The organism is Methylococcus sp. ANG (genome assembly GCF_040730495.1).
Classification (GTDB): Bacteria; Pseudomonadota; Gammaproteobacteria; order Methylococcales; family Methylococcaceae; genus Methylococcus.
Window position 1 is genome coordinate 2,003,803 of record NZ_CP160399.1, and the last position, 22,010, is coordinate 2,025,812.

Annotated in this window: 18 protein-coding genes and 4 tRNA genes; 11 read left to right on the forward strand and 11 right to left on the reverse strand. The window is 65.8% G+C overall.

The annotated features are described in order from the left end of the window. Position 1: 1 nt before the first annotated feature. From dksA to ABZN20_RS09630, 7 genes are all read right to left on the reverse strand, one after another. Complete coding sequence (gene dksA / locus ABZN20_RS09600) at positions 2–433, reverse strand: RNA polymerase-binding protein DksA (protein WP_218807668.1); 432 nt, start codon at positions 431–433, stop codon at positions 2–4. Positions 434–588: 155 nt separating this feature from the next. Beyond that, a complete protein-coding gene (locus ABZN20_RS09605) occupies positions 589–1,119 on the reverse strand; it encodes a peptidylprolyl isomerase (RefSeq protein ID WP_367027553.1) in 531 nt (176 codons plus the stop codon). Positions 1,120–1,316: 197 nt separating this feature from the next. Further along, positions 1,317–2,852: a complex I subunit 4 family protein gene (locus ABZN20_RS09610; protein ID WP_367027488.1), complete on the reverse strand. Its 1,536-nt coding sequence runs from the start codon at positions 2,850–2,852 to the stop codon at positions 1,317–1,319. 19 nt (positions 2,853–2,871) lie between these two features. Then, positions 2,872–4,422 carry a complex I subunit 4 family protein gene (locus ABZN20_RS09615; RefSeq protein ID WP_367027489.1) on the reverse strand — a complete coding sequence of 517 codons (1,551 nt, stop codon included), beginning with the start codon at positions 4,420–4,422 and terminating at the stop codon, positions 2,872–2,874. Positions 4,423–4,432: 10 nt separating this feature from the next. Further along, complete coding sequence (locus tag ABZN20_RS09620; protein WP_367027490.1) at positions 4,433–5,998, reverse strand: NADH-quinone oxidoreductase subunit L; 1,566 nt, start codon at positions 5,996–5,998, stop codon at positions 4,433–4,435. Between the two features lie 9 nt (positions 5,999–6,007). Further along, on the reverse strand, positions 6,008–9,295 hold the full coding sequence (locus tag ABZN20_RS09625) for a DUF2309 domain-containing protein (RefSeq protein ID WP_367027491.1): 3,288 nt from the start codon (positions 9,293–9,295) through the stop codon (positions 6,008–6,010). An 8-nt stretch (positions 9,296–9,303) separates the two neighbouring features. After that, positions 9,304–10,770, reverse strand: a complete 1,467-nt coding sequence (locus ABZN20_RS09630; RefSeq protein WP_367027492.1) for a complex I subunit 4 family protein — start codon at positions 10,768–10,770, stop codon at positions 9,304–9,306. A 235-nt stretch (positions 10,771–11,005) separates the two neighbouring features. Between ABZN20_RS09630 and gltX the strand changes: the two genes are divergently transcribed. Together gltX and cysS are read left to right on the forward strand one after the other, a co-directional pair. Beyond that, positions 11,006–12,406 carry a glutamate--tRNA ligase gene (gene gltX / locus ABZN20_RS09635; protein ID WP_367027493.1) on the forward strand — a complete coding sequence of 467 codons (1,401 nt, stop codon included), beginning with the start codon at positions 11,006–11,008 and terminating at the stop codon, positions 12,404–12,406. 1 nt (position 12,407) lies between these two features. After that, a complete protein-coding gene (cysS, locus tag ABZN20_RS09640; protein ID WP_367027494.1) occupies positions 12,408–13,805 on the forward strand; it encodes a cysteine--tRNA ligase in 1,398 nt (465 codons plus the stop codon). Between the two features lie 9 nt (positions 13,806–13,814). Here cysS and ABZN20_RS09645 read toward each other — a convergent pair whose 3' ends face one another. Next, on the reverse strand, positions 13,815–14,675 hold the full coding sequence (locus ABZN20_RS09645) for an NADP-dependent methylenetetrahydromethanopterin/methylenetetrahydrofolate dehydrogenase (protein ID WP_218807675.1): 861 nt from the start codon (positions 14,673–14,675) through the stop codon (positions 13,815–13,817). 129 nt (positions 14,676–14,804) lie between these two features. Here ABZN20_RS09645 and fchA point away from each other — a divergent pair, with 129 nt between their 5' ends. From fchA to ABZN20_RS09670, 5 genes are all read left to right on the forward strand, one after another. Next, complete coding sequence (gene fchA, locus ABZN20_RS09650; RefSeq protein ID WP_367027495.1) at positions 14,805–15,428, forward strand: methenyltetrahydrofolate cyclohydrolase; 624 nt, start codon at positions 14,805–14,807, stop codon at positions 15,426–15,428. 84 nt (positions 15,429–15,512) lie between these two features. Then, positions 15,513–15,589: transfer RNA gene (locus ABZN20_RS09655), tRNA-Pro, on the forward strand. Positions 15,590–15,594: 5 nt separating this feature from the next. Continuing rightward, positions 15,595–15,671, forward strand: a tRNA-Arg gene (locus ABZN20_RS09660). 9 nt (positions 15,672–15,680) lie between these two features. After that, positions 15,681–15,756 (forward strand) — tRNA-His (locus ABZN20_RS09665). Between the two features lie 12 nt (positions 15,757–15,768). Then, positions 15,769–15,844 (forward strand) — tRNA-Lys (locus ABZN20_RS09670). A gap of 5 nt (positions 15,845–15,849) precedes the next feature. Here ABZN20_RS09670 and ABZN20_RS09675 read toward each other — a convergent pair. Further along, the gene (locus tag ABZN20_RS09675; RefSeq protein ID WP_367027496.1) at positions 15,850–16,482 is read right to left on the reverse strand and encodes a hypothetical protein; all 633 of its coding nucleotides are present in this window, start codon (positions 16,480–16,482) and stop codon (positions 15,850–15,852) included. 107 nt (positions 16,483–16,589) lie between these two features. Here ABZN20_RS09675 and ABZN20_RS09680 point away from each other — a divergent pair, with 107 nt between their 5' ends. Next, positions 16,590–16,934: a type II toxin-antitoxin system RelE/ParE family toxin gene (locus ABZN20_RS09680; protein WP_367027497.1), complete on the forward strand. Its 345-nt coding sequence runs from the start codon at positions 16,590–16,592 to the stop codon at positions 16,932–16,934. Continuing rightward, positions 16,931–17,215: a helix-turn-helix domain-containing protein gene (locus tag ABZN20_RS09685; RefSeq protein WP_218807678.1), complete on the forward strand. Its 285-nt coding sequence runs from the start codon at positions 16,931–16,933 to the stop codon at positions 17,213–17,215. The genes ABZN20_RS09680 and ABZN20_RS09685 overlap by 4 nt, the downstream gene beginning before the upstream one ends. 47 nt (positions 17,216–17,262) lie before the next feature. On the opposite strand, the gene ABZN20_RS09690 is transcribed toward ABZN20_RS09685, so the two are convergent. Next, the gene (locus ABZN20_RS09690) at positions 17,263–17,463 is read right to left on the reverse strand and encodes a hypothetical protein (RefSeq protein WP_367027498.1); all 201 of its coding nucleotides are present in this window, start codon (positions 17,461–17,463) and stop codon (positions 17,263–17,265) included. A 1,021-nt stretch (positions 17,464–18,484) separates the two neighbouring features. Between ABZN20_RS09690 and istA the strand changes: the two genes are divergently transcribed. Together istA and istB are read left to right on the forward strand one after the other, a co-directional pair. Then, entirely contained in the window at positions 18,485–20,023 is a 1,539-nt protein-coding gene (istA, locus tag ABZN20_RS09700) for an IS21 family transposase (RefSeq protein ID WP_367025277.1), read from the forward strand. A 26-nt stretch (positions 20,024–20,049) separates the two neighbouring features. Further along, the gene (istB, locus tag ABZN20_RS09705) at positions 20,050–20,805 is read left to right on the forward strand and encodes an IS21-like element helper ATPase IstB (protein WP_367025276.1); all 756 of its coding nucleotides are present in this window, start codon (positions 20,050–20,052) and stop codon (positions 20,803–20,805) included. Here the strand turns inward: istB and ABZN20_RS09710 are convergent. Further along, the gene (locus ABZN20_RS09710) at positions 20,737–21,843 is read right to left on the reverse strand and encodes a hypothetical protein (protein ID WP_367027500.1); all 1,107 of its coding nucleotides are present in this window, start codon (positions 21,841–21,843) and stop codon (positions 20,737–20,739) included. The genes istB and ABZN20_RS09710 overlap by 69 nt on opposite strands. Between the last annotated feature and the right edge of the window lie 167 nt (positions 21,844–22,010).

Sequence of the window (22,010 nt, forward strand, 5' to 3'; positions counted from 1 at the left end):
GTCAGCCGAGCTGGCGTTCGCGGATTTCATCCAGGGTCTTGCAGTCGATACACTGGGTGGCCGTCGGGCGCGCCTCCAGCCGGCGCAGGCCGATTTCCACGCCGCAGGTCTCGCAGTAACCGTATTCGCCGCGCTCGAGGTTTTCCAGGGCTTCTTCGATCTTCTTGATCAGCTTTCTTTCGCGATCCCGGGTGCGCAGCTCGAGGCTGAATTCGGATTCCTGGGTGGCGCGGTCGTTCGGGTCGGGGAAGTTGGCCGCTTCATCCTTCATGTGGTGGACGGTGCGGTCGACCTCTGCCATGAGTTCGGACTTCCAGTTCTGGAGTATCCGGCGAAAGTGAGCGACCTGCCCCGGGCTCATGTACTCCTCGCCCTCGGCGGGCTCGTAAGGAGCAAAACTGAACGGGGTTTCTGGGGCTTTGACGTTCGACATCCACTAGCTCCTTGGCCGTATCGGATTAAATCGGCAATAGATAACAGAATGCGCCCGCTCAGGCAAGAATTCCTCGAGCGGACGTAAACTTCGCATATTGCGGGGAAAAACGGGGAATCGGAGGGACGCGCCGCGGCCCTCCGGAACGCGGACGGTCAGGGTGAAACGACGGTCGCCTTCTCGATCACGATGGCCTTCTGCGGGACGTCGGTCGGGAACGGCCCGCCGGCGCCGGTCGGCACCTTCGCCATTTCGTCGACCACTTCCATGCCCTTCACGACCTCGCCGAACACGGCGTAGCCCCAGCCCTGCGGGGTCGGGCTCTTGTAATTGAGGAAGCTGTTGTCGACATAGTTGATGAAGAACTGTGCCGTGGCCGAATTGGGGTCCGGCGTGCGGGCCATGGCGATGGTTCCGCGCTTGTTGATGAGCCCATTGTCGGCCTCGTTCTTGATCGGCGCATGGGTGCTCTTCTGCTTGTAATCCTGGGTGAAGCCGCCGCCCTGGGCCATGAAGCCGGGAATCACACGGTGAAAGATGGTGCCGTCGTAGAAACCTTCCTTGACGTAGCTCAGGAAGTTCGCGGTGCTGACGGGCGCTTTTTCGGCGTCGAGGCGAATCACGATATCGCCCAGGTTGGTGTGGAGCTGCACTCGGGTCTGAGTCTGGGTCGGCGGAGCGGTCATCTTCTTGGCTTTTCCGGTTTCTTTGGCGATGGAAGTGAGGGGAACGAAGGCGGTAAACAATGCGGTTGCGAAAACGAGGCGGCGCATGGGATGTCTGTTGAGCATCGGGATACCTGCACGAAAGGGTCGATCGAATTGCGGGCGGTATTGTATCGGCAAATGCGTCCGGGCTCGACCTTGCGGCGCGGGTTTTGAATTCATTCCGCAACGGCCACCGAGGTCGGCCCCTCCGGCAGGGATTCGTGGACCCGGGCCAGCAGGGCGCTGACGGCGCCGTCGCTGAGATCGAGCGCGAGCCGCGGAAACAGGCCCAGAACGACGACCCAAAGCACCAGCGCACCGGCGACCAGGAGTTCGCGCGGCCGCAGGTCGAGTTCGCCGGGCGCCGTGCCCAGCTTGTCCGGCCCGAGGAAGGCGCGCCGGAAGTATCGGAGCACGTAGGCCGCGGCGACGATGCCGGCGAACAGGGCCGCGAGTCCCAGCCCCGTGTGTTGCCGGAGCAGCCCGATCAGGATCAGGTGCTCGGCGGCGAAGCCGCTGGTGCCGGGTACGCCGAGGCTGGCCAGCCCCAGGACGAAGAACAACGCGCCGAGCAGCGGCATCGGCTTCGCCAGGCCACCCAGCTGGTCGATTTCCGTCGAGCCGGTCCGGTGCTGGATGAATCCGGCGACCATGAACAGCCCGCCCGCCACGATGCTGAAATTGGCGAGCTGGAACAGCGCGCCCTGCAGGGCCTGGAAGTTCAGAGCCGCGATGCCGGCGACGACCAGGCCGACATGGCTGATGCTGGAAAATGCCAGCAGCCGGCGCAGGTTGGTCTGGCGCATCGCCACGATGGCGCCATAGGCGGCGGTGAGGATGCCGACCCCTGCCATCAGCCCGCGGTATTCCAGCGCGGCCTGCGGGCTCAAGGGCACGGCGAAACGCACGATGCCGAAGGCGCCGAGCTTCAGTCCGGCCAGCCAGGCGGTGAGCCCCGCCGGGCCCTCCATGGCAAGGGTCGGCAGCCAGCCGTGGAAAGGAAACAGCGGCGCCTTGACGGCGAAGCCCAGCACCAGCAGAAGGAAGACCGCTGTCGCCAGGCTGCCGCCGAGCGGGGTATCCAGCAGCGCCAGATAATCGAAGCTCAGGCCGGCAGGCGCCGGAACACCGAGGAAGCGGGCATGATTCAGGGCCAGCAGCAGAATGGCGAACAGCAGGGGGATGCCGCCCGCGAGCATGAACAAGGCGTATTTGACGGCGGCGTAGCGGCGCTGTGGACCGATGCCGGAAAAACCGGCCAGAACGTAGACCGGAACGATCGTCAGCTCCCAGAAAAGGAAAAACAGCATCAGGTCGGTGGCGCAGAACACGCCGACGGTCGCCCCTCCCAACGCCAGGATCATGCCGTAGTACAGCCGCACCCGGTTTTGCACCACCGTCCAGGAGGCCACGATCACGGCGAGGTTGAGGACGGCGCCGAGGAACGGGAACAGCACCGAGACGCCGTCCACACCGAGCTGATAATGCGCGTTGAGCGAAGGAATCCAGGCATGGCGCTCGACGAACTGCAGGCCGGGGTCGACCGGATCGAACCCCCACAGCAGCATCGCGGCCAGCAGCAGCTCCAGCACAGCGGCCGCCAGGGCCAGCATCCGGCCGGTCTCCGGTTTCGGCACGAAGACCATCGAAAGACCTGCCGCGAACGGCAAGCCGATCAGCAGACTGAGGATCGGCAAGGCATCGGGAATCATAGCGTCGTCAACGCTCAGGTCAGGAGGGGTGGGCGGACAGCCGCGAAGCGGCAGGAAGCGCCACGGACGGCGGGGTGTGCACCTGCGCCAGCCGGAGCAGCGCCTGGTGGGCGAGATGGATCCACGGGGCGGTGTAGAACCCGACTCCCAGCAACACCAGGCACAGCAAGGCAATCAGCGTGTGTTCCCGCCAGCCGGGCCGCGGCCATCCGGGATAGGGCCGGTGCGAGCGGCGATGAGCCAGAAAGATGCGCTGGAACGCCCACAGCAAAAAGCCGGCGGCCAGCACGTTGCCGACGGCGACCGCGATCGCCGCACCCAGGCCGCGGTTCTCGATCAGCCCCTCCAGCAGCAGATGGGCGGCGTCGAAGCCGGGCGTGCCCGGCATGGCGATGGTGCTCAAGGCGGCGACCAGGAACAGCATGCCCAGCCCCGGCAAGGATTCGAACAGCCCCCCCAGGCGCGGCAACAGCAGCGTCCCGGTGCGGCGCCGGAGCATGCCGGCCAGGAAGAACAGCCCCGCACCCGCCGCGCCGAAGTTGAAGGCCAGCAGCAGCGTACCGCTCAGTCCTTCGAGGTTCGGGGCGAAGACGCCGGCCACCAGCATCCCCGTCTGGCTGACCGTGGCGAAAGCCATCAGGCGGCGGAAATCGAGCTGCATCAGCGCGAGCGCCGCACCGTAGAACATGCCGGCCAGCGCCAGGCCCAGCGTCCACGCGCCCCATTCGTGGACCGCGTTGGGCAGCAGCGGCAGAACGAAGCGCAGCAGGCCGTAGATGCCTATTTTCATGCCTATCAGAAGGGCCAAGGCGGTGGCCGGCAGGCCCTGCGCCGCGACGATGGGCAGCCAGCCGTGCAGCGGGAACTGCGCCAGACGCACCGAGAATCCGTAGAAGAGCAGCAGGAAAACCAGGGATTCGAGCGTACCCGTAGGCGGGGCCTCCAGCAGCGCCGCCAGATCGAAAGACCAGACTCCGGTGGCACGCGCATGTCCCAGCCCCAACAGGAAGACGCCTCCGCCCAACATCGCCAGCCCTGAGCCGGCGAAGCGCAGATAGACGCGCAACCCCGTCCTGTCCTCGTCTCCGCCCCAGCGCCTCAAGATGAGGGTGACCGGCCAAAGTTCCAGACCGGCGGCAACCCAGAACTGGGCCAGATCCAGGGCGAGCAGCATGCCCATCGCCGTGGCCTCGCAGGCCAGGACGGTCGCCACGTACAGGCCTGCCGGCGCCTCTCGCCCGATCTCGCGGAACAAGAGGGCCAGCACCGTCAGCAAAGCGGTCAACAGCACGAACCCTAAGCTGATGCCGTCGACGCCGAGGTGGTAATTCAGGACGGACAGGAACACCGTGTGTTCGGTGAACTGGAAATCGGCGGACCCGGCGTCGAACCGGGCCAGCAGGAATAGGGCCACCCCCAGCTCTGCGAGGCTGCCGGCAAAGCCGATCGTCCAGGCCAGGCCCCTCTTTTCCGCCCGCAGCGCAGCCAGCATGAACACCAGCGGCAGACCGATCAGCGTGCTCAGCACCGGGAAGCCGGTGACTTCGGACCAGGGTATCTCTCCCATCATGGAATCCCCTTCATCCGACCGCGAACAGCGAAACCAGCAGCACCAGGCACACGTAGCGCGGCTGGGCGAGCAGGGCTTCGAGCCGCTGCAGGGAGCGCCCGAGACGCCGTCCCGCCCGCCACAGGTCGAGACCTACACCTTGCAGGACCAGGCGATTCTCGAACCAGTGCAGGGCGCCGGCGGTCCGTGCCACGATCCAGCCCGGAAGGCCGCCGATCCCCTGCCCCGCCTCGGCGCCCAGCGGCACCCCGATGCGCCGCTCCTCCCAGTTGGCCAGCGCGGCAAGCGCCTGGACCGCGGGAGCCGGGGCGTCGACGAGACGATCCAGCACTTGGCGGTCGAAGGCGTCGAAGTCGTCCGCCAGACGCTGCACCGGCAGGACGCAGGCGCGGTCCACCGCGGCCTCCAACCAGAACCGGTTCAGCGAGGCGGCGTAGCCCCGGCGGCTGTTGGCGAGCCAGGACGGCAAGGACCTGGGCGGCTGACCGGATATCGCGTGCATCAGCGCCGGCGCGGTGAGGAACTGGTAGCCCCGGACGACGGCGTGGGCGAACAGATGCCAGGTCGCAAGCTGCCAGAATCCCAAGCCGCAGGCCAGGAACATCAGTCCCACCTGGGCCAGGGTCGAAAACACCAGGGCGGACTTGACGTCGGTCTGGCTGAGACCGCAGAAATAGCCGTAGAGCGCGGTCGAGAGGCCTGCCGCCGCCATCAGCGCCGAAGCTGCTTCCGCATGGACGAACAGGGGTTCGAGCCGCAGCACCAGGTAGACGCCGGCATGGATCATCAGCGCCCCATAGAAAATCGCGCTCGACGGTGTCGGTCCCTCCATGGCGCGCGGCAGCCAGGGCGAGAACGGCACCTGGGCGGACTTGGCGAAGGCCGCGACCAGGAAGCTGGCGGCGATGAGGTTCTGCTTTTCCGGCGCGAGCTGCGCCAGGCCGGCCAGCAGCTTCGGCCATTCGAGCTGGCCGGTCCAGGCGAAGCTCAGGGCGATCGCCAGCACGAAACCGGCGTCGCCCACGCGGTTGGTGACGAAGGTGCGGGTGGCGTTGCCAGCCGCGACCGGACGGTCGTAGGCGTAAGCGATCAAGAGGTAGGAGCAGACCCCGGCCAGTTCCCAGCCGAAAAACGTCAGCACCGGATTCCCGGCCAGCACGAGGAGCTGCATCGCTCCGGCGAACAGGCACAGCACCAGGAAAAACCGGTGGAATCCGCGCTCGCGGTGCATGTAGTTGACGGAAAAGCGCGCGACCAGGTAGGCCATGAGGGCGACCAGCACGGACAAACCCAGGCTCAGGCGGTCGAGCTGGAAGCTGAGGAGCACGCGGTAATCCGCGCTGGCCAGCCAGGTGCCCAGCACCGTTCTGGCATCGAGCGTACCGGCCGATCCCAGCATCAGCAACAGCAAAGCCAGCAGTCCGGATGTCCCCAGCGCCGCCCCCGCGAGCCGGGCGCTCGCCCGTTCGCAGGATTCGCCCTCGATGCGCCCGAACGCGATGCCCGCGGCGATGCCGAACGCGGCTGCGGCGGGCAGGAGCGGAACCAGAACGGCGGCTTTTTCGAGATAGGCCATGGCGGGGCGTCAGACGGCGATCAAGGCGGGGGGCAGCGGCCCGGCATGGCCTTCGAACCAATCGGCCGAACGGGCGCACACCGGCATTTCGGCCACCACGCCGGTCCAGGGAACGAAACCCCGCTCCGGATCGAACACCGAGATCGTACCGTCCGCCGGGTGGATCGCGGACAGCAGGATCCAGCCGTTGCCGACCAGTTCCCGGATCGGCGGCTGGCGGCGGTAAATCGCGGCCAGGACTTCCGGCGTCTGTTCCACCACGATCTGCAGCCGCATGGCTTCGTGAACCTCGACCATCTGCCGGGGCAGGCCGGTGCGCAAATCGCTGGCCGTGCCTTCCATGACGCCGAACAGCCCGGCCACGTTGTGCGGCACCTTGGAACCGCAGCCGTAGCGCTCGTTGTTCACCGTGGAAAAATAGTATTCGAGGTTGATGCCTGCCCCCACGGGACCCGCCGCGAGCAGGATGCCTTCCAGGATACGCCCTTCCGGATCGCGGGTCGGGTCGTAGGAGATCAGGAATACCCGGCGGTCCAGGAACAGGCCACGGCTGACCGAACGCCGGCCGATCAGAGCGGCGGCGTTGGTCGCATGACCCAGTTCCGGCCGGGCCTGGCTGAAATCCACCGAGCGCCCGGTAACATGGCGCAGCGCCCTGGCCGGCGAGGGCCGTTTGGGCGCCGAGGCGAAACGGCGGCAGCGTTCCTGCGCCGAAAACCGGCGGGCCTCGTCCAGTTGCGCCGCGAAGGCGTGCCAGCCGATGCGGTTCAAGGGCGGAATGTCCTGCGCGTCGAACCAGGTGATTTCCTCGCTGCAGGTGTTGTGCTCGGCGCCGACGAACCAAGTGTCGTCGGGAATCGGCAAGCTCCGCTGCGCCAGCTGCGCCCTGACTTCGGGCCGGTTCGCCATGGCCGCGAACACCCGCGCATTGGGGCCGCCGTGGCGCCCGCTGCAGGCGCCGCAGTCGTATGCCGCGAGATGCGGATTATTCCGGCTGACGGAGCCGTGCCCCATCAGCACGACGATGGGCGCGAAGCCCTGGGTCAGGCCGATGTTCAGCAGGAAGGCCGCCACCCGGTCCGCCTGTTCGGCGTCGGTCAGGCCCGGGCGGGGCCGCTCCGGACTGGCCGGGCCCGCATCGTCCGCCGCATTCAGCGCCAGCGTGGTCGGCACCTCGGGTAGCCAGGCTTCCGCCAACCGGCGGGACAACTTCGCCGCGCAGCGCGGCAGCAGGACCCTTCCGAGCAAGCCAGCCGCGACGCCCGGGGCCAGCAGGTCGATCAGCAGGTGGGAGCTGAGCAGGTTGCGCCGGATCTCCTGGTTGAATATCCGGCCGAGAAACCGGATGACTCCCCGCCGGTGGTCGTGCAGTTGCCGGCCCATTTCCTCGCCGGGACGCGGAATCTCGCGCACTTCGTGGGAGGGGGTGACGACGATCGGGCACAGGGCCATGGGCTCGGCATCGTCCAGCCCCTGCCAGTGCATGGGCACCCCGAAAAAACCGGCGGCGCCCAGGGTCTCGACGGCGGGATTCAGTTCTTCCAGATGGCGGCGGATGCCCTCCTCGCGGTCGTCCATGCAGAACACGATCTGCGCCTCGGGACGCTCGTCGCGGCTCGCCCAGCGTCCCCGCCCATGGTTGCCGGCCAGGGCGTTGAACAACGTTTCGCGGTAATTGCGTTCGTAGGCGCACAGCCAGAGATAGCCGCGCCTTCCGGGGGTCAGTTCGTCCAGCGCGCCAAGCAGGCGGTTGACGTCCTCCTCCCGGAATGCCCGCACGTCCTGGGCCGAAACGCCCAGATGCTGGGCCAGCTTGAAAAGCCGCCAGCCGCCGCCGTGGAGACAAAAGCCGGAGTTCCGTCCAACCCTGGGCGCATGGCGCCAGGAAAAGATCATGTCGGCGGCGATGCGCCAGGGCTTCCTGTCGATGCGCTCGCTGCCGGCGCGCCGCACCAGGTCGGCGCAGGCCGAGGCCAGGAATTCCGGCAATTCGCTCCGGTACAACGCGTGACGCACCACGAACTCCGAAAGATGGCGCTCGAAATAGCGCGCCAGTTCGCCGACATGGCCTTCGATGCCCCAGGTTTCGGAACAGATCTGGCGGAGGTAGCGGCGGTCCAGGATGAGGCGGACCGCCAGGTAATCCATCAGGCTCGCGGGCGCTGTCCGGTTGGCCCGGTAGGCCGGGCGGTGGGCCCGCCAGTTCATCATCCCGGACCATCCGGGCAGCTCCAACGCCAGGCGTTCCAGATAGCCTTCCCAGTACGGCGCGGGGATGCCGCGCTGCTCGAGTTCGGAAATGACCGCCTCGGCCGGGTCGTCGGGCAGGCCGTCCAGGTCGGCGTGGTCCAGCGGCACCTCGCCGAGCCCACGTTCGGCGCCGTGCCTCATCGAACGCTTCCATGCCGCATAGAACCCGTGGCTCCGGTCGGGGGCATGCCAGGCGGCCAGTCCTTCGTCGAGATGCGACGCGCAGTGGCGGATGAGCTGGGGCCGGACCCGGTCAAGCACGTCCTGCCCGGTCAGCTTCAGCGTGAAGCCGCGGAGGGTCCGCTCCCGCCCCACGGCATCGATCTCTTCGGCGAGCAGGACGCGCGCCTCCTCGCGCATGGCGCGATGCAGCGCCGAAAGCCCGCTGCCGGAGGACTCGGCCTTGAATTCGGCGTACAGCGCTTCGGCCTGGGCGATGGCGTGTTCCATCAGGTCTTCCGGATGCAGGGCGGCGCGATCCTCCAGACCGAGCCGCTCCAGACAGGCGTCCCAGAGATCCCGCACCGGGCGGGGCGGGGCCACCGCTTCCTCCTGCCCGCGCTTGGCCGAATCCATGAGCCGGCGCCGGGCTTCGGGCGATACCTCCGGATCGAAGCGGTCGAGCGCCTTGAGTTCGTCGACCAGCCACGTGAAACGGGCGGGGTCCACGGGCTCGAGGTCGACCGTCAGCAGCAGGCGATGGATCTGCCTGCGGGTGATCGGCTCGCCTCCGGCCATGGCCAGGATTTCCCCGCCATGCGGCCCGAGGTGCCGGTCGAGTACCGCATCGATGTCGGCGTCGCCGATGCGGCCTTTCCGGTACAGCGCGCGGAACTCGCTCTCCGGCAGATAGCCGTGGATGCCCGTGAGACGCTCGGCTTCCTCCAGCGCCGTTTCGAAAGGGAGATGCTGAAACCCGTGCAGGGTGTTGTGATGGACGAAGTCCCGGATCGGCGCCTGGCCCGGCAGCACGTGTTCCATGCGCTGGACGGCCTCGGCCAGGCGTGTCTTGACGTCGGTTGGGGCGGCGCCGTTCGGATGGCTCATGCTCGGCCTCACAGGGATTCGGGATGCAGGGCCGCCAGATAATGGCCGATCGAAACCCGGCTCAGCTCGAGCATCGCGGCCGGGGCGAGGCCGAGATAGACGATGGCCGCGGCCAGGCAGAACGCGCCGGCGAACTCCGCAGGACGCATATCCTCGAGGCCGGACATCGCCGGCTTTGCCGGCCCCGCAACCAGCGCGGCGAGACTCCGCAGCGCATAGGCGCCGCCGACCAGGACGCCGAAGCTGGCGACCAGCATCCAGGCGCCGAAACGCTGGAAGCCGCCGAGCATCGCATGCAGCTCGGCGACGAAGCTGGCGGAACCGGGCAGCCCCATCGAGGCGAGCAGGGCCAGCGCAGTGAACGCCGCGAAGCGGGGAGCGGTCCGGCCCAGGGCGCCGTAATCGCCGATCTCGCGCGTATGGGTGCGTTCGTACAAGAGGCCGATCAAAAGGAACAGCGCGCCCGCCACCAGGCCGTGGGCGGTCATCTGCATCACCGCTCCGGTCAGACCCACCGGATTCAGCGTGGCGAGACCCAGCAGCACGAAGCCCATGTGGCTGACCGAGGAATAGGCGATCATGGCCTTCAGGTCGCTCTGGCGCCAGGCCAGGAGCGCGCCGTACACGATCCCGACCAGGGCGATCGCCGCCAGCCACGGCTGCAGCAGGTGCGCCGCCTCCGGCAGCATGCCGCAGGCACGGATCAGGCCGTAGGCCCCCATCTTCAGCAAGGCGCCGGACAGCAGGATGCTGATGGGGCTGGGCGCCTCGACATGCGCCAGCGGCAGCCAGCCGTGCAGGGGGAATACCGGCATCTTCACACCGAAGCCGATGACGAGGCCGAGGAAGATCAAGACCTGGCTGCCGCGCGGCAGTCCGCGCGCCGTGGCCTGCATCGGATCCATCAGCGTCGAATGCTCGGCCGATGCGGTGTAGACCATGAGCAGGGCGATCAGCATGAACACCGAGCCGCCCATGGTGTAGAGCACGAAGTTCAGGCTGGCGCTGTGCCGGCGCTTGCCGCCCCACTGGTCGATCAGGAAGAACAGCGGGATCAGGGTCAGTTCCCAGAACACGTAGAACAACGCCCAGTCGCGGGCCAGGAAGACGCCCAGCATCCCGAACTCCAGGCTCAGGAAAGCCGTGTAATAGCCGCGTGGCCTGCCGCCGCCACGGCCTGCCAGCAAGGCCACGAGGCAGAGGAAGGCGGAGAGCAGCAGCATGGGCAGCGAGAAGCCGTCGATGCCCAAGGCGTAGAAGCTGCCCATGCCGGGATTCCAAGGCAGCATTTCGCCGAACTGGATGTCCGGCGAGGCCGTCTCGAAACGGATGGCGACGAGGAGGGCCAACAGCAGACACAGTCCGCTGAATCCCAAGGCGAGGCTGCACGCGTGCCGGTGCAGCCGTTGCGGCAGGAAGGCCAGCACCAGAGCGCCCGCGAGGGGCGTCCAGAGGAGGCAGCTCAAGATTTTCACGACGACCGGTATCCCGCGATTTTGTCGATGGTATCGTTTCGAAAGGGGTTGCCGGCCGATCCCCGGTCACCCGTTTTTTTCAGGGACGGTGCCCGCCACACGGCGGAGAAGGTTAACATGCTCCAAACGGATGGCAAACTGCGGAAGAAGCCGCTGCGGCTTGCGGGCGCTCGCTCGTTGCCGTTACTCTTTTGCGTTACTTTTTCGGCCATTCGTCCGTACCGCCACCCGCACCATGCCCCCGATCAAGACGCGATTCGCGCCCAGCCCGACCGGGTTGATCCATCTCGGCAACGCGCGCACCGCGCTGCTCAGCGCCCTCGGGGGCGACGTCTTCGTCCTGCGGATCGAAGATACCGACTTGGAGCGCAGCCGCGCCGAATTCGTCGCCGAACTGATCGCCGACCTGCACTGGCTCGGGCTGGACTGGCAGGAAGGGCCGCGGACCGCCGAACCCGATCCGCATTGGTATCAGTCGCGGCGCGGCGAAGTCTACGCGGACTATTACCGCGCCCTGGAGGAAAAAGGCCTGGCCTATCCCTGTTTCTGCACCCCGCTGGAACTCGAGGTTTCGCGCAAGGTGCAGCTGAGTTCCGGCCGGCCGCCGCGCTACTCGGGAAAGTGCGCCCATCTCTCGACGGAGGAAATCCGCCGCAAGCATGAGGAGGGGCTGGCCGTGACCCTGCGCTTCCGGGTACCGAGAGACCAGGTGGTCGAGTTCGAGGACGAGGTGCGCGGGCCGCAGCGTTTCGCCGGCGAAGACATCGGCGATTTCATCATCCGCCGCGCCGACGGCACCCCCGCCTTCATCTTCTGCAACGCCATCGACGATGCGCTGATGGGCATCACCAGGGTTCTGCGCGGCGAGGATCATCTCGCCAATACCCCGCGCCAGCTCATGATCCTGGCCTCGCTGGACTTACCCGCGCCCCGTTACGCCCATATCTCGCTCATCGTCGGCGACGACGGCGCGCCGCTGTCCAAACGCAACGGCAGCCGCAGCATCAACCAGTTGCGGGAGGAAGGCTATTTTCCCGAAGCCGTGGTCAACATGCTGGCCCGACTCGGCCACCATTACGACAGTGAAGAACTGCTGGGACTCGCCGCCCTGCGGGCCGGTTTCGACGTCAATCGCCTGGGCCGCTCGCCCGCGCGTTTCGACGTGTCCCACCTGGACCACTGGCAGGGCCTGGCTGTGCGCGGCGCCGCCGATGGCGCCCTCTGGCATTGGGTCCACGCCGAAACCCGGGCCGTGGTGCCGGACGCTCACCGCGCCGATTTCCTGGACATCGTCCGCAGCAACTGCCTGTTCCCCAAACAGGCGGATGCCTGGGCCAGGATCCTGTTCACCGACGAGCTGGAATTGGCGACCGACATCGCCGCCGTGGCGCAATCGGCCGGCGAGGCGTTCTACCTGGCGGCCATCGACGCCGCGACGGAGTCGCCCGACGACTTCGCCGCTTTCCTGGCCGGGCTGAAGCGGCGCAGCGGCGCCAAGGGCAAACACCTGTTCCTGCCGCTGCGGGCGGCACTGACCGGCAGCCTGGACGGGCCGGAGCTGGCGAAAATCTACCAGCTCCTCGACAAGCCGCGCCTGCACCGCCGGCTGGCCGAATTCACCTACGAATCGGAGTGACATGCTCAAGATCTACAACAGTCTGACCCGGCAGAAAGAGGAATTCCGCCCCATCGAACCGGGCCGCGTCCGCATGTACGTGTGCGGAATGACGGTGTACGACTACTGCCACCTGGGCCATGCCCGGGTCATGGTGGTGTTCGACATGGTGGCGCGCTACCTGCGGCACTTGGGGCTGGCCGTGACCTATGTCCGCAACGTCACCGACATCGACGACAAGATCATCAAGCGGGCAGCGGAAAACGGCGAGACCATCGGCGCGCTGACAGCCCGCTTCATCGAGGCGATGCATGAGGACGAGCGGGCGCTGGGCGTGCTGCCGCCAGATCACGAGCCTCGCGCGACCGAGTCCATCGAGGACATCCTGGCGATGATCGGAACACTGATCGAGCGCGGGCACGCCTACGTCGGTAGCAACGGCGACGTGTTCTACGCGGTAGCGAGTTTCCGGGCCTACGGCCGGCTGTCGGGCAAGAACCTCGAAGAGCTGCAGGCGGGCGAACGGGTCGAAGTGGACGAAGCCAAACGCGATCCGCTGGACTTCGTACTATGGAAATCGGCCAAGCCGGGCGAGCCGTCCTGGGAATCCCCCTGGGGACCGGGCCGTCCCGGCTGGCACATCGAATGCTCGGCCATGTCGACCCGCTGCCTGGGCGCCCATTTCGACATCCACGGCGGCGGCATGGACCTGCAGTTCCCCCATCACGAGAACGAGATCGCCCAGTCGGAAGGGGCGAGCGGCGAGCATTTCGTCAATTACTGGATGCACAACGGCTTCGTGCGCATCAACGAGGAGAAGATGTCCAAGTCGCTGGGCAATTTCTTCACCGTGCGCGAGGTGCTGACCCGCTACCGGCCGGAGGTGGTGCGCTTCTTCATCCTCAACAGCCATTACCGCAGCCCGCTGAACTATTCGGACGAAAACCTCGACGAGGCCGCCGCGGCGCTGTCACGCCTTTACACCGCGCTGCGCGGCTTGGCTCCAGACCTCCCTCTCCCCCTGGGAGAGGGCCGGGGCGAGGGTTTCTCTATGCGTTTCGCGGACGCCATGCACGACGACTTCAACACCCCCGAAGCCATCGCCGTGCTGTTCGACCTGGCGAGGGAGATCAACCGGCACAAGGCGGCGGAGCCGGCCAAGGCCGCGGCGTTGGGCGCCACGTTGAAAACCCTCGGGGCCGTGCTGGGCCTGCTGCAGGCCGATCCCGAAGCCTACTTCAAAGGCGATTCCGCCGGTTCAGGCTTGGGGGATGCGGACATCGACGCGCTGGTGCAGGCGCGGCTGGCGGCCCGCAAAGCCAAGAACTGGGCCGAGTCCGACCGCATCCGCGACGAACTCAAGGCCCAGGGGGTGATCCTCGAGGATTCCGCCGGCGGCACGAGCTGGCGGCGCGAATAGGGCCGGCCCTCAGGCCATGGTCTTGGCCAGCGCGAAGATTTCCTCCGCGTCGAACACCCGATCGTTGCTCTCGAACAGCTTGGCGATGCACGCCCGGTGCAGCGCCAGCTTGAGGGTGCCGAAACCGATCGCTCCCCATACGATCTTGCCGTGCCGGTCCGCGCCCCGGTCCATCATGTCGGCACCGCCCAGCCCCAAGGGCGGCGTGGCGTTGGCGTCGGCCAGCAGCTCCAGATTCGGATGGTCGCGCCAGTGACGTTCCTCCAACAGCTGCACCCCCGCCGCCCCGGTGGCGAATACGATCTGGGCGTCGGCGATCGCGGCACCGCGCGCATCGTCGTCGAACGCCTCGACCGGAACCAGATCCACCCCGAAGCGGGTTTTCATCTCGGCGCAGGCATGCTCGGCGCGGGCCAACTGCCGCGAGGTGATCACCACCTCCGAACAACCCTCCTTCGCCAGCATCACCGCCGCCCGCTGGCCTACCGGACCGGTGCCCGCCAGCACCACCGCCTTCTTGCCGGCCAGCGTCCCGCTCGAGGCCAGCTTGGCGACGCCTGCCGCCGCGGTGGTATTGCTGCCGTTGCTGTCCAGCATCACCGATACCCGGAAATCGGCGAAAAACTTCTTCCGCACCGCCCGGAGCAGATTCTGCCCCGCCACCAGATCGCTGCCGCCCACGAATATGGCGGTGTTCTTCTTGTCCTTGGGAGCGCGGGTGAAGATGGTGCCCTCCACCAGCGGGCCGACGTTGTCCGGCGTCAGATGTCCGTGCGCAATGACCTGATCGGCGCCGCCGTCGTAGCCGACGACGGTGTCGAAGACGGACGGATGCAGGTCGGTATCGAATTGAAACAGCAGTTTTTTCATGGTCAGGATTCGTGCTTGGGTTTCTTCCCGGTGATCGGTATGCGGGGCGTCGGCTGGCGATTTTACGCTAGCCGCCGGCCTTGCTTATAATGGTCGGTCATCATTTTCTCAAGCACTACGCGCGACCCCATGATCCAGGACCAGCCCATCCAGCAGTTTCTCGACGAACTCGCCAGCAAATCGGCGACGCCCGGTGGCGGCAGCGCGGCGGCCATCATGGGTGCGATGGGCGCGGCGCTGGTCGGCATGGTGTGCAATCTGACCGTGGGCAAGAAGAACTACGAGACCGTCGAAGCCGAGATGGCCGACGTCCTGGCGCGGGCAGACGCTTTGCGGGCGCAATCCATGGACCTGATCCGGGCGGACATCGAAGCGTTCGACCGCGTCATGGCTGCCTACGCGCTGCCTCGCGAAACCGAGGAAGACAAAGCCGCACGCGGCAAAGCCGTCCAGGAAGCGCTGAAGGCCGCAACCGAGGTCCCCTTGGTCTGCGCCCGGCTTTGCGTGGATATCATCGAACTGAGTGAAATTGTCGCCCAAAAAGGCAACCGCAACCTCATCAGCGACGCCGGCGTGGCCGTCATGGCCGCCCATGCCGCCCTCAAAAGCGCGGCGCTGAACGTCTACGTCAACGCCAAGGGCGTGAAGGACGAGGCTTTCGCCCGGGACCGGGTGGACCGGCTCGAAACCCTACTGAAGGAAGGCGAGGCCAAGGCCGTTGCCGTTTTCGAAACGGTCAAAGCCAATCTTTAGATATCGAGATTGACGGGCCTGTTTTGGGATTATAAAATGCGCGTCTCTTTGAGCAGCGCATTGACAAGGTTCGGCAAGCTCATCCGGGGTATAGCGCAGTCTGGTAGCGCGTCTGCTTTGGGAGCAGAATGTCGGGGGTTCGAATCCCTCTACCCCGACCAATCAAGCGCTTGTAGCTCAGCCGGATAGAGCATCGGCCTTCTAAGCCGAGGGTCGCAGGTTCGAGTCCTGCCAGGCGCGCCAATTTCAGTGGTGACCGTAGCTCAGTCGGTAGAGTCCCGGATTGTGATTCCGGTTGTCGTGGGTTCGAGCCCCATCGGTCACCCCATCCCCGTTTTACGGGCCATTAGCTCAGCTGGTAGAGCAGCGGACTCTTAATCCGTTTGTCGTAGGTTCGATCCCTACATGGCCCACCATAAATTTAAAGGGTTAGGCGAAAGCTTAACCCTTTTTTGTTTCTGGGCGTAGCCGATTCGTAACCACCCGACGCGGGCCGCCGCAGATCGTGCCAGCGGAAATTCTCAATTCCGGCCCGTGCCGAGTGATGGAACCTGGCTTCCACCCGCCAAACCGGCTGGGTGGGGTCGAATTCGCCTTGGGTGAACTCGCCCCATTGCCCCTGCATGAAGTCCACCTTGTCGGCGTGGACGATCTGCTTGGACTTGTCGTAGAGGCAGAGCTGAAGGGAAGCCGCCTTGCCGAAGGTGAGGCTTTCGGCGGCCTGCTTGCCGTAGCAGACGGAGACATCCGACAGCCCATCGAATTCGGCGTCCGAGATGCCGTCATAGCGCCGGGCAATGCGGGCACGGGTGATGAAACGGTCCTGGAAGTGCGGATCGGGGGACCAGCCTTGAACGTCCACCGCCAGATGAATGGCGACGCCGGCGGGTTCGGGGGCGGTCATGAGGCCATGCGCGAAGCTGTCCAGTTCGGTCTGGATCGCCTGAGAGTTACAGGCAGCCAGGAGATGGGGCGAGAGCTCGATTTTCAGGTGATGGCCGGGCTTGCCCTCGAGCAGGTCGGTTTCGGCCTGGTAGTAGCTGCCGATGAGCAAAATGACACCACGGCTGCCTCCCTCACGAAGTCAACATGCACGGTTTCGTAAGGAGTCGTAAGGGAAAGGACCTTGCGTGAACTAAGCCATTGGCTTACATTGAGGCTATGCTTACCACGATTACAGAACTGCCGGAGTACATTCGACGTGCGAACGATCTCCTGGGTGAGGCTGATCGTAAGGCCGTGATCGACTACTTGGCCGCTCATCCCCGCGCCGGGGATGTGATGGAGGGCACGGGAGGAATCCGTAAGCTGCGATGGGGACGGGGCAACCGGGGCAAGAGCGGCGGGGTGCGGGTGATTTATTACTACCACGATGAACGGCTGCCGCTGTTCTTGCTGACGGTGTTCGGTAAGAACGAACAGGCGAACCTTACGAAAGCGGAGCGGAACAGCCTCGCGAAGCTGGTAGACGTGCTGATGACAACGGCATTGGAGAAGAAACGATGAGCAAGGCATTTGAAAGTATCGCGCAGGGGTTGAAGGAGGCTATTGCGCTGACGGAGGGACAACCGGTTCCGGCGAAGATGCATCGCCCGGATGAGGTGAACGTGGCGGAGCTGCGCCATAGCTTGGGTCTGACGCAGATGGAGTTCGCTGCAAAGCTGCGAATCAGTGTCGGGACACTTCGGCATTGGGAGCGGGGAGACCGTAAGCCTCACGGTCCGGCTTTGACTTTGCTCCATGTGGTGGCGAAGGAGCCGGGAGCGGTGTTGCGGGCTTTGGGTTGAAGTCCTCGCTGCCCGCGTAGGATACGCTGAAGCATGAAGTGCACAGATCACCCTTTCTCCCTTGACGAGAGGCGTAGCGGCACCTCGGGCGGGGACGCGATCACCAACTGCCCCACGAAGCGGTACACCGAGGACAGGCTCCCGGTGTAGCCATGCTCGCGCGCCAAGGCGGCGTGGATGGTGGTGCCTTGGATACCTTGGCAGTGCCACTGGGTGATCCGCTCACGCCAAGGCTCCAGGCTGGACACACAGCTCGCCGGCAAGGCTTGCGACCGCTCGAACGCCGCCGCCAACGTAGCATCGTGGAGGGGGCGACCTTACGCGGCGCTTGGGTCGGGCTTGACCCGCACCGTCTGGACGAAAAAAGATCACGTCACGGATGTTCCGCACGGCTCCAGGGAAACCTGCCGCCTGCGGGTTCGATGCGCGGCGGCATGAGGCACGGGATTGACAGCTAGGATTGCTCGATCAAACCCGCTCGAGACAGGCCTTTGTATTTCTGGCCCCTGAGAATCCGGCGGAGCGCATCGCCGGTCTTGCGCCCAGGCCGACAACGCGGTGGAGCCCCCTCAGCAGAGGCGTCTGCCACAAACTTCACCTCATACGATGTTTTTACGGAATTTGTTCTGATATCGAATTTGCCGTTGCGGTAGCGTCCAGCGGAATGACGATGTACGAAGTACCGTCCGCCGGGGGCTGGATCGTTCTTCCTCGGCGTCCCGTCATTAACTGTACGGAACACTTGAGCAATTCGAGTTCCACGATCAGTGCTACCTGACGGCCTCCGAGCGCTTATTGACATTTCGCGCTCACTCCGGCCAGCCCGTTCTCGCGTCATCATTACAAAATCTCACCGTCCAACCGGATCGCCGGAAGCGATGTCAGCAGCTTCACCAGGTCGGCTTGGCGACGGGTGCGTGTCTTCTCGAACATGGACCGAATCTGGGTGCGCACCGTATTCATTGAAACGCCGGCATCTGCCGCATACTCCCCTGGACTCAGCCCCGCTACCAGTGCCTCCGCGAGCCGTACCTCCGTTTGCGTATTCCGGCCCAACGTGACCGCCGATTCCGTTTGATCGTGACCGCCCATGCCGGGTGAACGTGACCGGCGATTCCGTTTGATCGTGACCGATTTTGGCCTTCCGGCCGGAATCGGTGGTCACGATGCCGGAAATCGCGGTCACGTTCCCGGAATCACCTCAGCCGCGCTGGAATTTCTCAACCCCAACAGGCATAGAGCCGCCCTTTTACTTTCGAAGGGGGCGACATGCCGGCAAAGAGGAGTTCCATGCGACACATCACCGAGATTCTGCGCCTCAAGCACGAGGCGAAGCTCAGCCACGAGAAGATCGCCCGGGCGCTGGGCGTCTCCAAGGGCGTGGTCAGCAAGTACGTGAGCCTCGCCCAGGCGAAGGGCGTTGCTTGGCCGCTGCCCGGGGCGATGGACGAGGCGGCCCTGGAGCGGTTGCTGTTCCCCGCCCCCACGGCCCCGGCGCGCTTCGTGGAGCCGGACCTGCCGCGCCTTCACCACGAGCTCAAGCGCAAGGGGGTGACCCTGCAGCTGCTGTGGGCCGAGTACGTGGCGACCCACGGCGAGGCCGCTTACCGTTACAGCCAGTTCTGCCACCGTTACCGGCTCTGGCAGGGCCAGCAGCGGCGCAGCATGCGCCAGGTTCACCACGCCGGCGAGAAGCTCTTTCTCGACTACTGCGGCCCCACCGTTCCGGTGATCGACCCCGCCACCGGCGAGCTGCGCCAGGCGCAGGTGTTCGTCGCCGTGCTCGGCGCCTCCAGCTACACCTACGCCGAGGCCACCTGGACCCAGGCGCTGCCGGACTGGATCGCCTCCCATCAGCGCGCCCTGCGCTACTTCGGCGGCACCCCCGCGCTGTGGGTGCCGGACAACCTGCGCGCGGCGGTGAGCCAGCCCTGCCGCTACGCCCCCGAGCCCAACGCCACCTACGCCGAGCTGGCCCGCCACTACGGCGCCGCCATCCTGCCGGCGCGCCCTTACCAGCCGAAGGACAAGGCCAAGGTGGAGGTGGCCGTGCAAGTCGTGGAACGGTGGATTCTGGCCCGGCTGCGCCATCGCACCTTCCACTCCCTGGCGGCCCTCAACCAGGCCATACACGAGCTGCTGGAGTCACTCAACGGCCGCCCCTTCCAGCGCCAGCCCGACAGCCGCCGCGACCTGTTCGAGTCCCTCGACCGGCCGGCCCTCAAACCCCTGCCGCTGGTGCCTTACGAGTACGCCGAGTGGAAACAGGTCAAGCCCGGCATCGACTACCACGTCGAGTTCGGCGGTCGCCTCTACAGCGTGCCCCATGCGCTGGTCGGCCAGGTGCTGGAGCTGCGCGCCACCGCCACCAGCATCGAGGTGCTGCACCGGGGACACCGCGTCGCCGCGCACCCGCGCCAGGGCGCCGGCCGCTTCTCCACCCTCCCCGAGCACATGCCCAAGTCCCACCGCGAGCACCGCCAGTGGTCACCGGGGCGCTTCATGAACTGGGCCAAAGACATCGGCGTAGCGACGCTGCACGTGGTCGAACACCAGCTCAACAACCGGCCCCATCCCGAGCACGGCTACCGCGCCTGCCTGGGCCTGCTCAATCTCGCTCGGCGCTACAGCCGAGCGCGGCTGGAGGCGGCCTGTGCGCGGGCCTTGGCCATCCAATCACCGTCCTATCGCTCCGTCAGCTCCATCCTCGACAAGGGGCTCGACCGCCAGCCGCATGAGGCCCATGACGAGACCGCCGCGGCGCTGCCGGCCCACGGCAACGTGCGCGGTCCCGACTACTACAACTGAAACCCGTTACAACAGGAGACAAAACCATGCTCACCCAGCAAACCCTGGACAAGCTCCACACCCTGCGCCTCACCGGCATGCGCGAGGCCTTCGAACAACAGCTCGAACAGCCCGCCACCCACGATCTCTCCTTCGACGAGCGCTTCGCGCTGCTCGTCGACCGGGAGCTGCTCTACCGCGACAACCGCCGCCTCAGCCGTTTGCTCAAGGACGCCAAGCTGCGCCTTGCCGCCTGCATCGAGGATATCGACTATCGCCACCCCCGCGGCCTGCATCGTCCCCCAATGGCCGCGCTCGCCGAAGGCTCTTGGCTGCGCGCCCATCACAATCTCTGCCTCACCGGCCCCACCGGCACCGGCAAGACCTATCTCGCCTGCGCCCTCGGCAATCAGGCCTGCCGCCAGGGACTAGCCGTCCGTTACCTGCGCCTGCCTCGGCTGCTCGAACAGCTCGCCGTCGCCCGCGGCGACGGCTCCTATTCCCGGCTCATGAACCAGCTCGCCCGCACCGACCTGCTCATCCTCGACGACTGGGGCATCCAGCCGCTCACCGCCTCTCAGCGCAACGACCTCATGGAGTTGATCGAAGACCGCCACGGCCTGCGCTCCACCCTCATCGCCAGCCAGCTGCCGGTCGAGCACTGGCACGACTACCTCGGCGAGCCCACCCTCGCCGATGCCATCCTCGACCGCCTCCTGCACAACGCCCACCGGCTACCCCTGACCGGCGAGTCGATGCGCAAAACCACCGCCGGCTTGACCCAACGTGACCGGTCCAAGTAAAAAACCAACCTCCAGCGCGGCATGAGATCCCCGGCGGTCACGATCACCGGAATCAACGGTCACGTTCGCCGGAATGCGCACCGTTGGGCTCAGTCCGAACAGCAGACGCAAGAAGCGGTCCGGTGGCATTCGCCGGGTCGTCGGGTCGGACACCAGTAGAAGGGCCAGCGGCATCTGCCAGGGCGCGGCCAGGCGCGAACGTGCCGACAGCGGTACCACCAGCAGATGCAGGTCCGGGCCCTCCCTGCCACGCGAAAGACGCATCCCCCCGCCTTTGCCGCCGACAACGGCTTCCCGCAACAACGTTTCAAGCCGCACGTTGATCTCGGGCACGGCATGGGACAATCGGCTACCCCTGACCTTCAGCGCGACTCCCTTTCGCCTCAGCAGGCCCTCGGTCGCCGAATTGGCGAAGTGGACCGCCCCGATCTGGTCGACGATCAACGCCGCGAAATCCAGCGCGTCCAATGCCGCCAGCCCACTGTCCAGCTTCCGCCGCAGACCTTCCGACTTGAAATACAGCCGCGCCGCCCGTGCCAGATGATGTTCGATGCGCTTGATCCGACGGACTTCGCCCTCGCCGAAAGGGCGATGGCCCACGGCGCGGGTCATCCCTATAAATATCGAACGCTCTTCCAGATCGCCTAGACGCGCACCGAGCAAATAGCGCATGCCGGAAGGAATCAGGAAATCGTTGAAGAACTCGCTGCGGCGTACGAAAGCTTCGTCCCAGTGTTCGTGGCACAGAATCCACTCGCCCACGCCGGCGCGTGCCGCGACCGCCTGCCGTGGATCGATGGTTCGATAGTAGCCGGAATAATCCGCATCGATCTGTTCGATGTCCTCCCTTTTATGTCCCGGCCCCAGCATGATCGAGCTGGTGACCCGTCCGCTGTTCCGTTCCAAGAAGTACAAATGCCCGATTTGCGCGTCCACCATCCGCAGTAGGCCTTCGATCGCCTCTCGCCACAATTCCGGCTCCAGCGCCGCTTCGTACAGCGTTCCGATCAGCCCATCCAACTCGTCTTCCCGCGTCACGACGAATGCTCCGAAAGAAAGTCCTCGCGAAGCATACGGCATTTCGGGCGGCCCCTACCACAACTCGCCAGAAAAAACATCATCAAGATTGGTGATGTTTTTGTCGTGCTGAGGACTGCAGAATCAGTGCTGCTGTCCTCGGGGCAGTTGGTGATAGCGAAGCTATG

Bases quoted from the DNA above. Each gene is read 5' to 3' on its own strand.
- dksA (WP_218807668.1), bottom strand. From the start codon at position 433: ATGTCGAACGTCAAAGCCCCAGAAACCCCGTTCAGTTTTGCTCCTTAC.
- ABZN20_RS09605 (WP_367027553.1), bottom strand. From the start codon at position 1,119: ATGACCGCTCCGCCGACCCAGACTCAGACCCGAGTGCAGCTCCACACC.
- ABZN20_RS09610 (WP_367027488.1), bottom strand. From the start codon at position 2,852: ATGATTCCCGATGCCTTGCCGATCCTCAGTCTGCTGATCGGCTTGCCG.
- ABZN20_RS09615 (WP_367027489.1), bottom strand. From the start codon at position 4,422: ATGATGGGAGAGATACCCTGGTCCGAAGTCACCGGCTTCCCGGTGCTG.
- ABZN20_RS09620 (WP_367027490.1), bottom strand. From the start codon at position 5,998: ATGGCCTATCTCGAAAAAGCCGCCGTTCTGGTTCCGCTCCTGCCCGCC.
- ABZN20_RS09625 (WP_367027491.1), bottom strand. From the start codon at position 9,295: ATGAGCCATCCGAACGGCGCCGCCCCAACCGACGTCAAGACACGCCTG.
- gltX (WP_367027493.1), top strand. From the start codon at position 11,006: ATGCCCCCGATCAAGACGCGATTCGCGCCCAGCCCGACCGGGTTGATC.
- cysS (WP_367027494.1), top strand. From the start codon at position 12,408: ATGCTCAAGATCTACAACAGTCTGACCCGGCAGAAAGAGGAATTCCGC.
- ABZN20_RS09645 (WP_218807675.1), bottom strand. From the start codon at position 14,675: ATGAAAAAACTGCTGTTTCAATTCGATACCGACCTGCATCCGTCCGTC.
- fchA (WP_367027495.1), top strand. From the start codon at position 14,805: ATGATCCAGGACCAGCCCATCCAGCAGTTTCTCGACGAACTCGCCAGC.
- ABZN20_RS09680 (WP_367027497.1), top strand. From the start codon at position 16,590: ATGCTTACCACGATTACAGAACTGCCGGAGTACATTCGACGTGCGAAC.
- ABZN20_RS09685 (WP_218807678.1), top strand. From the start codon at position 16,931: ATGAGCAAGGCATTTGAAAGTATCGCGCAGGGGTTGAAGGAGGCTATT.
- istA (WP_367025277.1), top strand. From the start codon at position 18,485: ATGCCGGCAAAGAGGAGTTCCATGCGACACATCACCGAGATTCTGCGC.
- istB (WP_367025276.1), top strand. From the start codon at position 20,050: ATGCTCACCCAGCAAACCCTGGACAAGCTCCACACCCTGCGCCTCACC.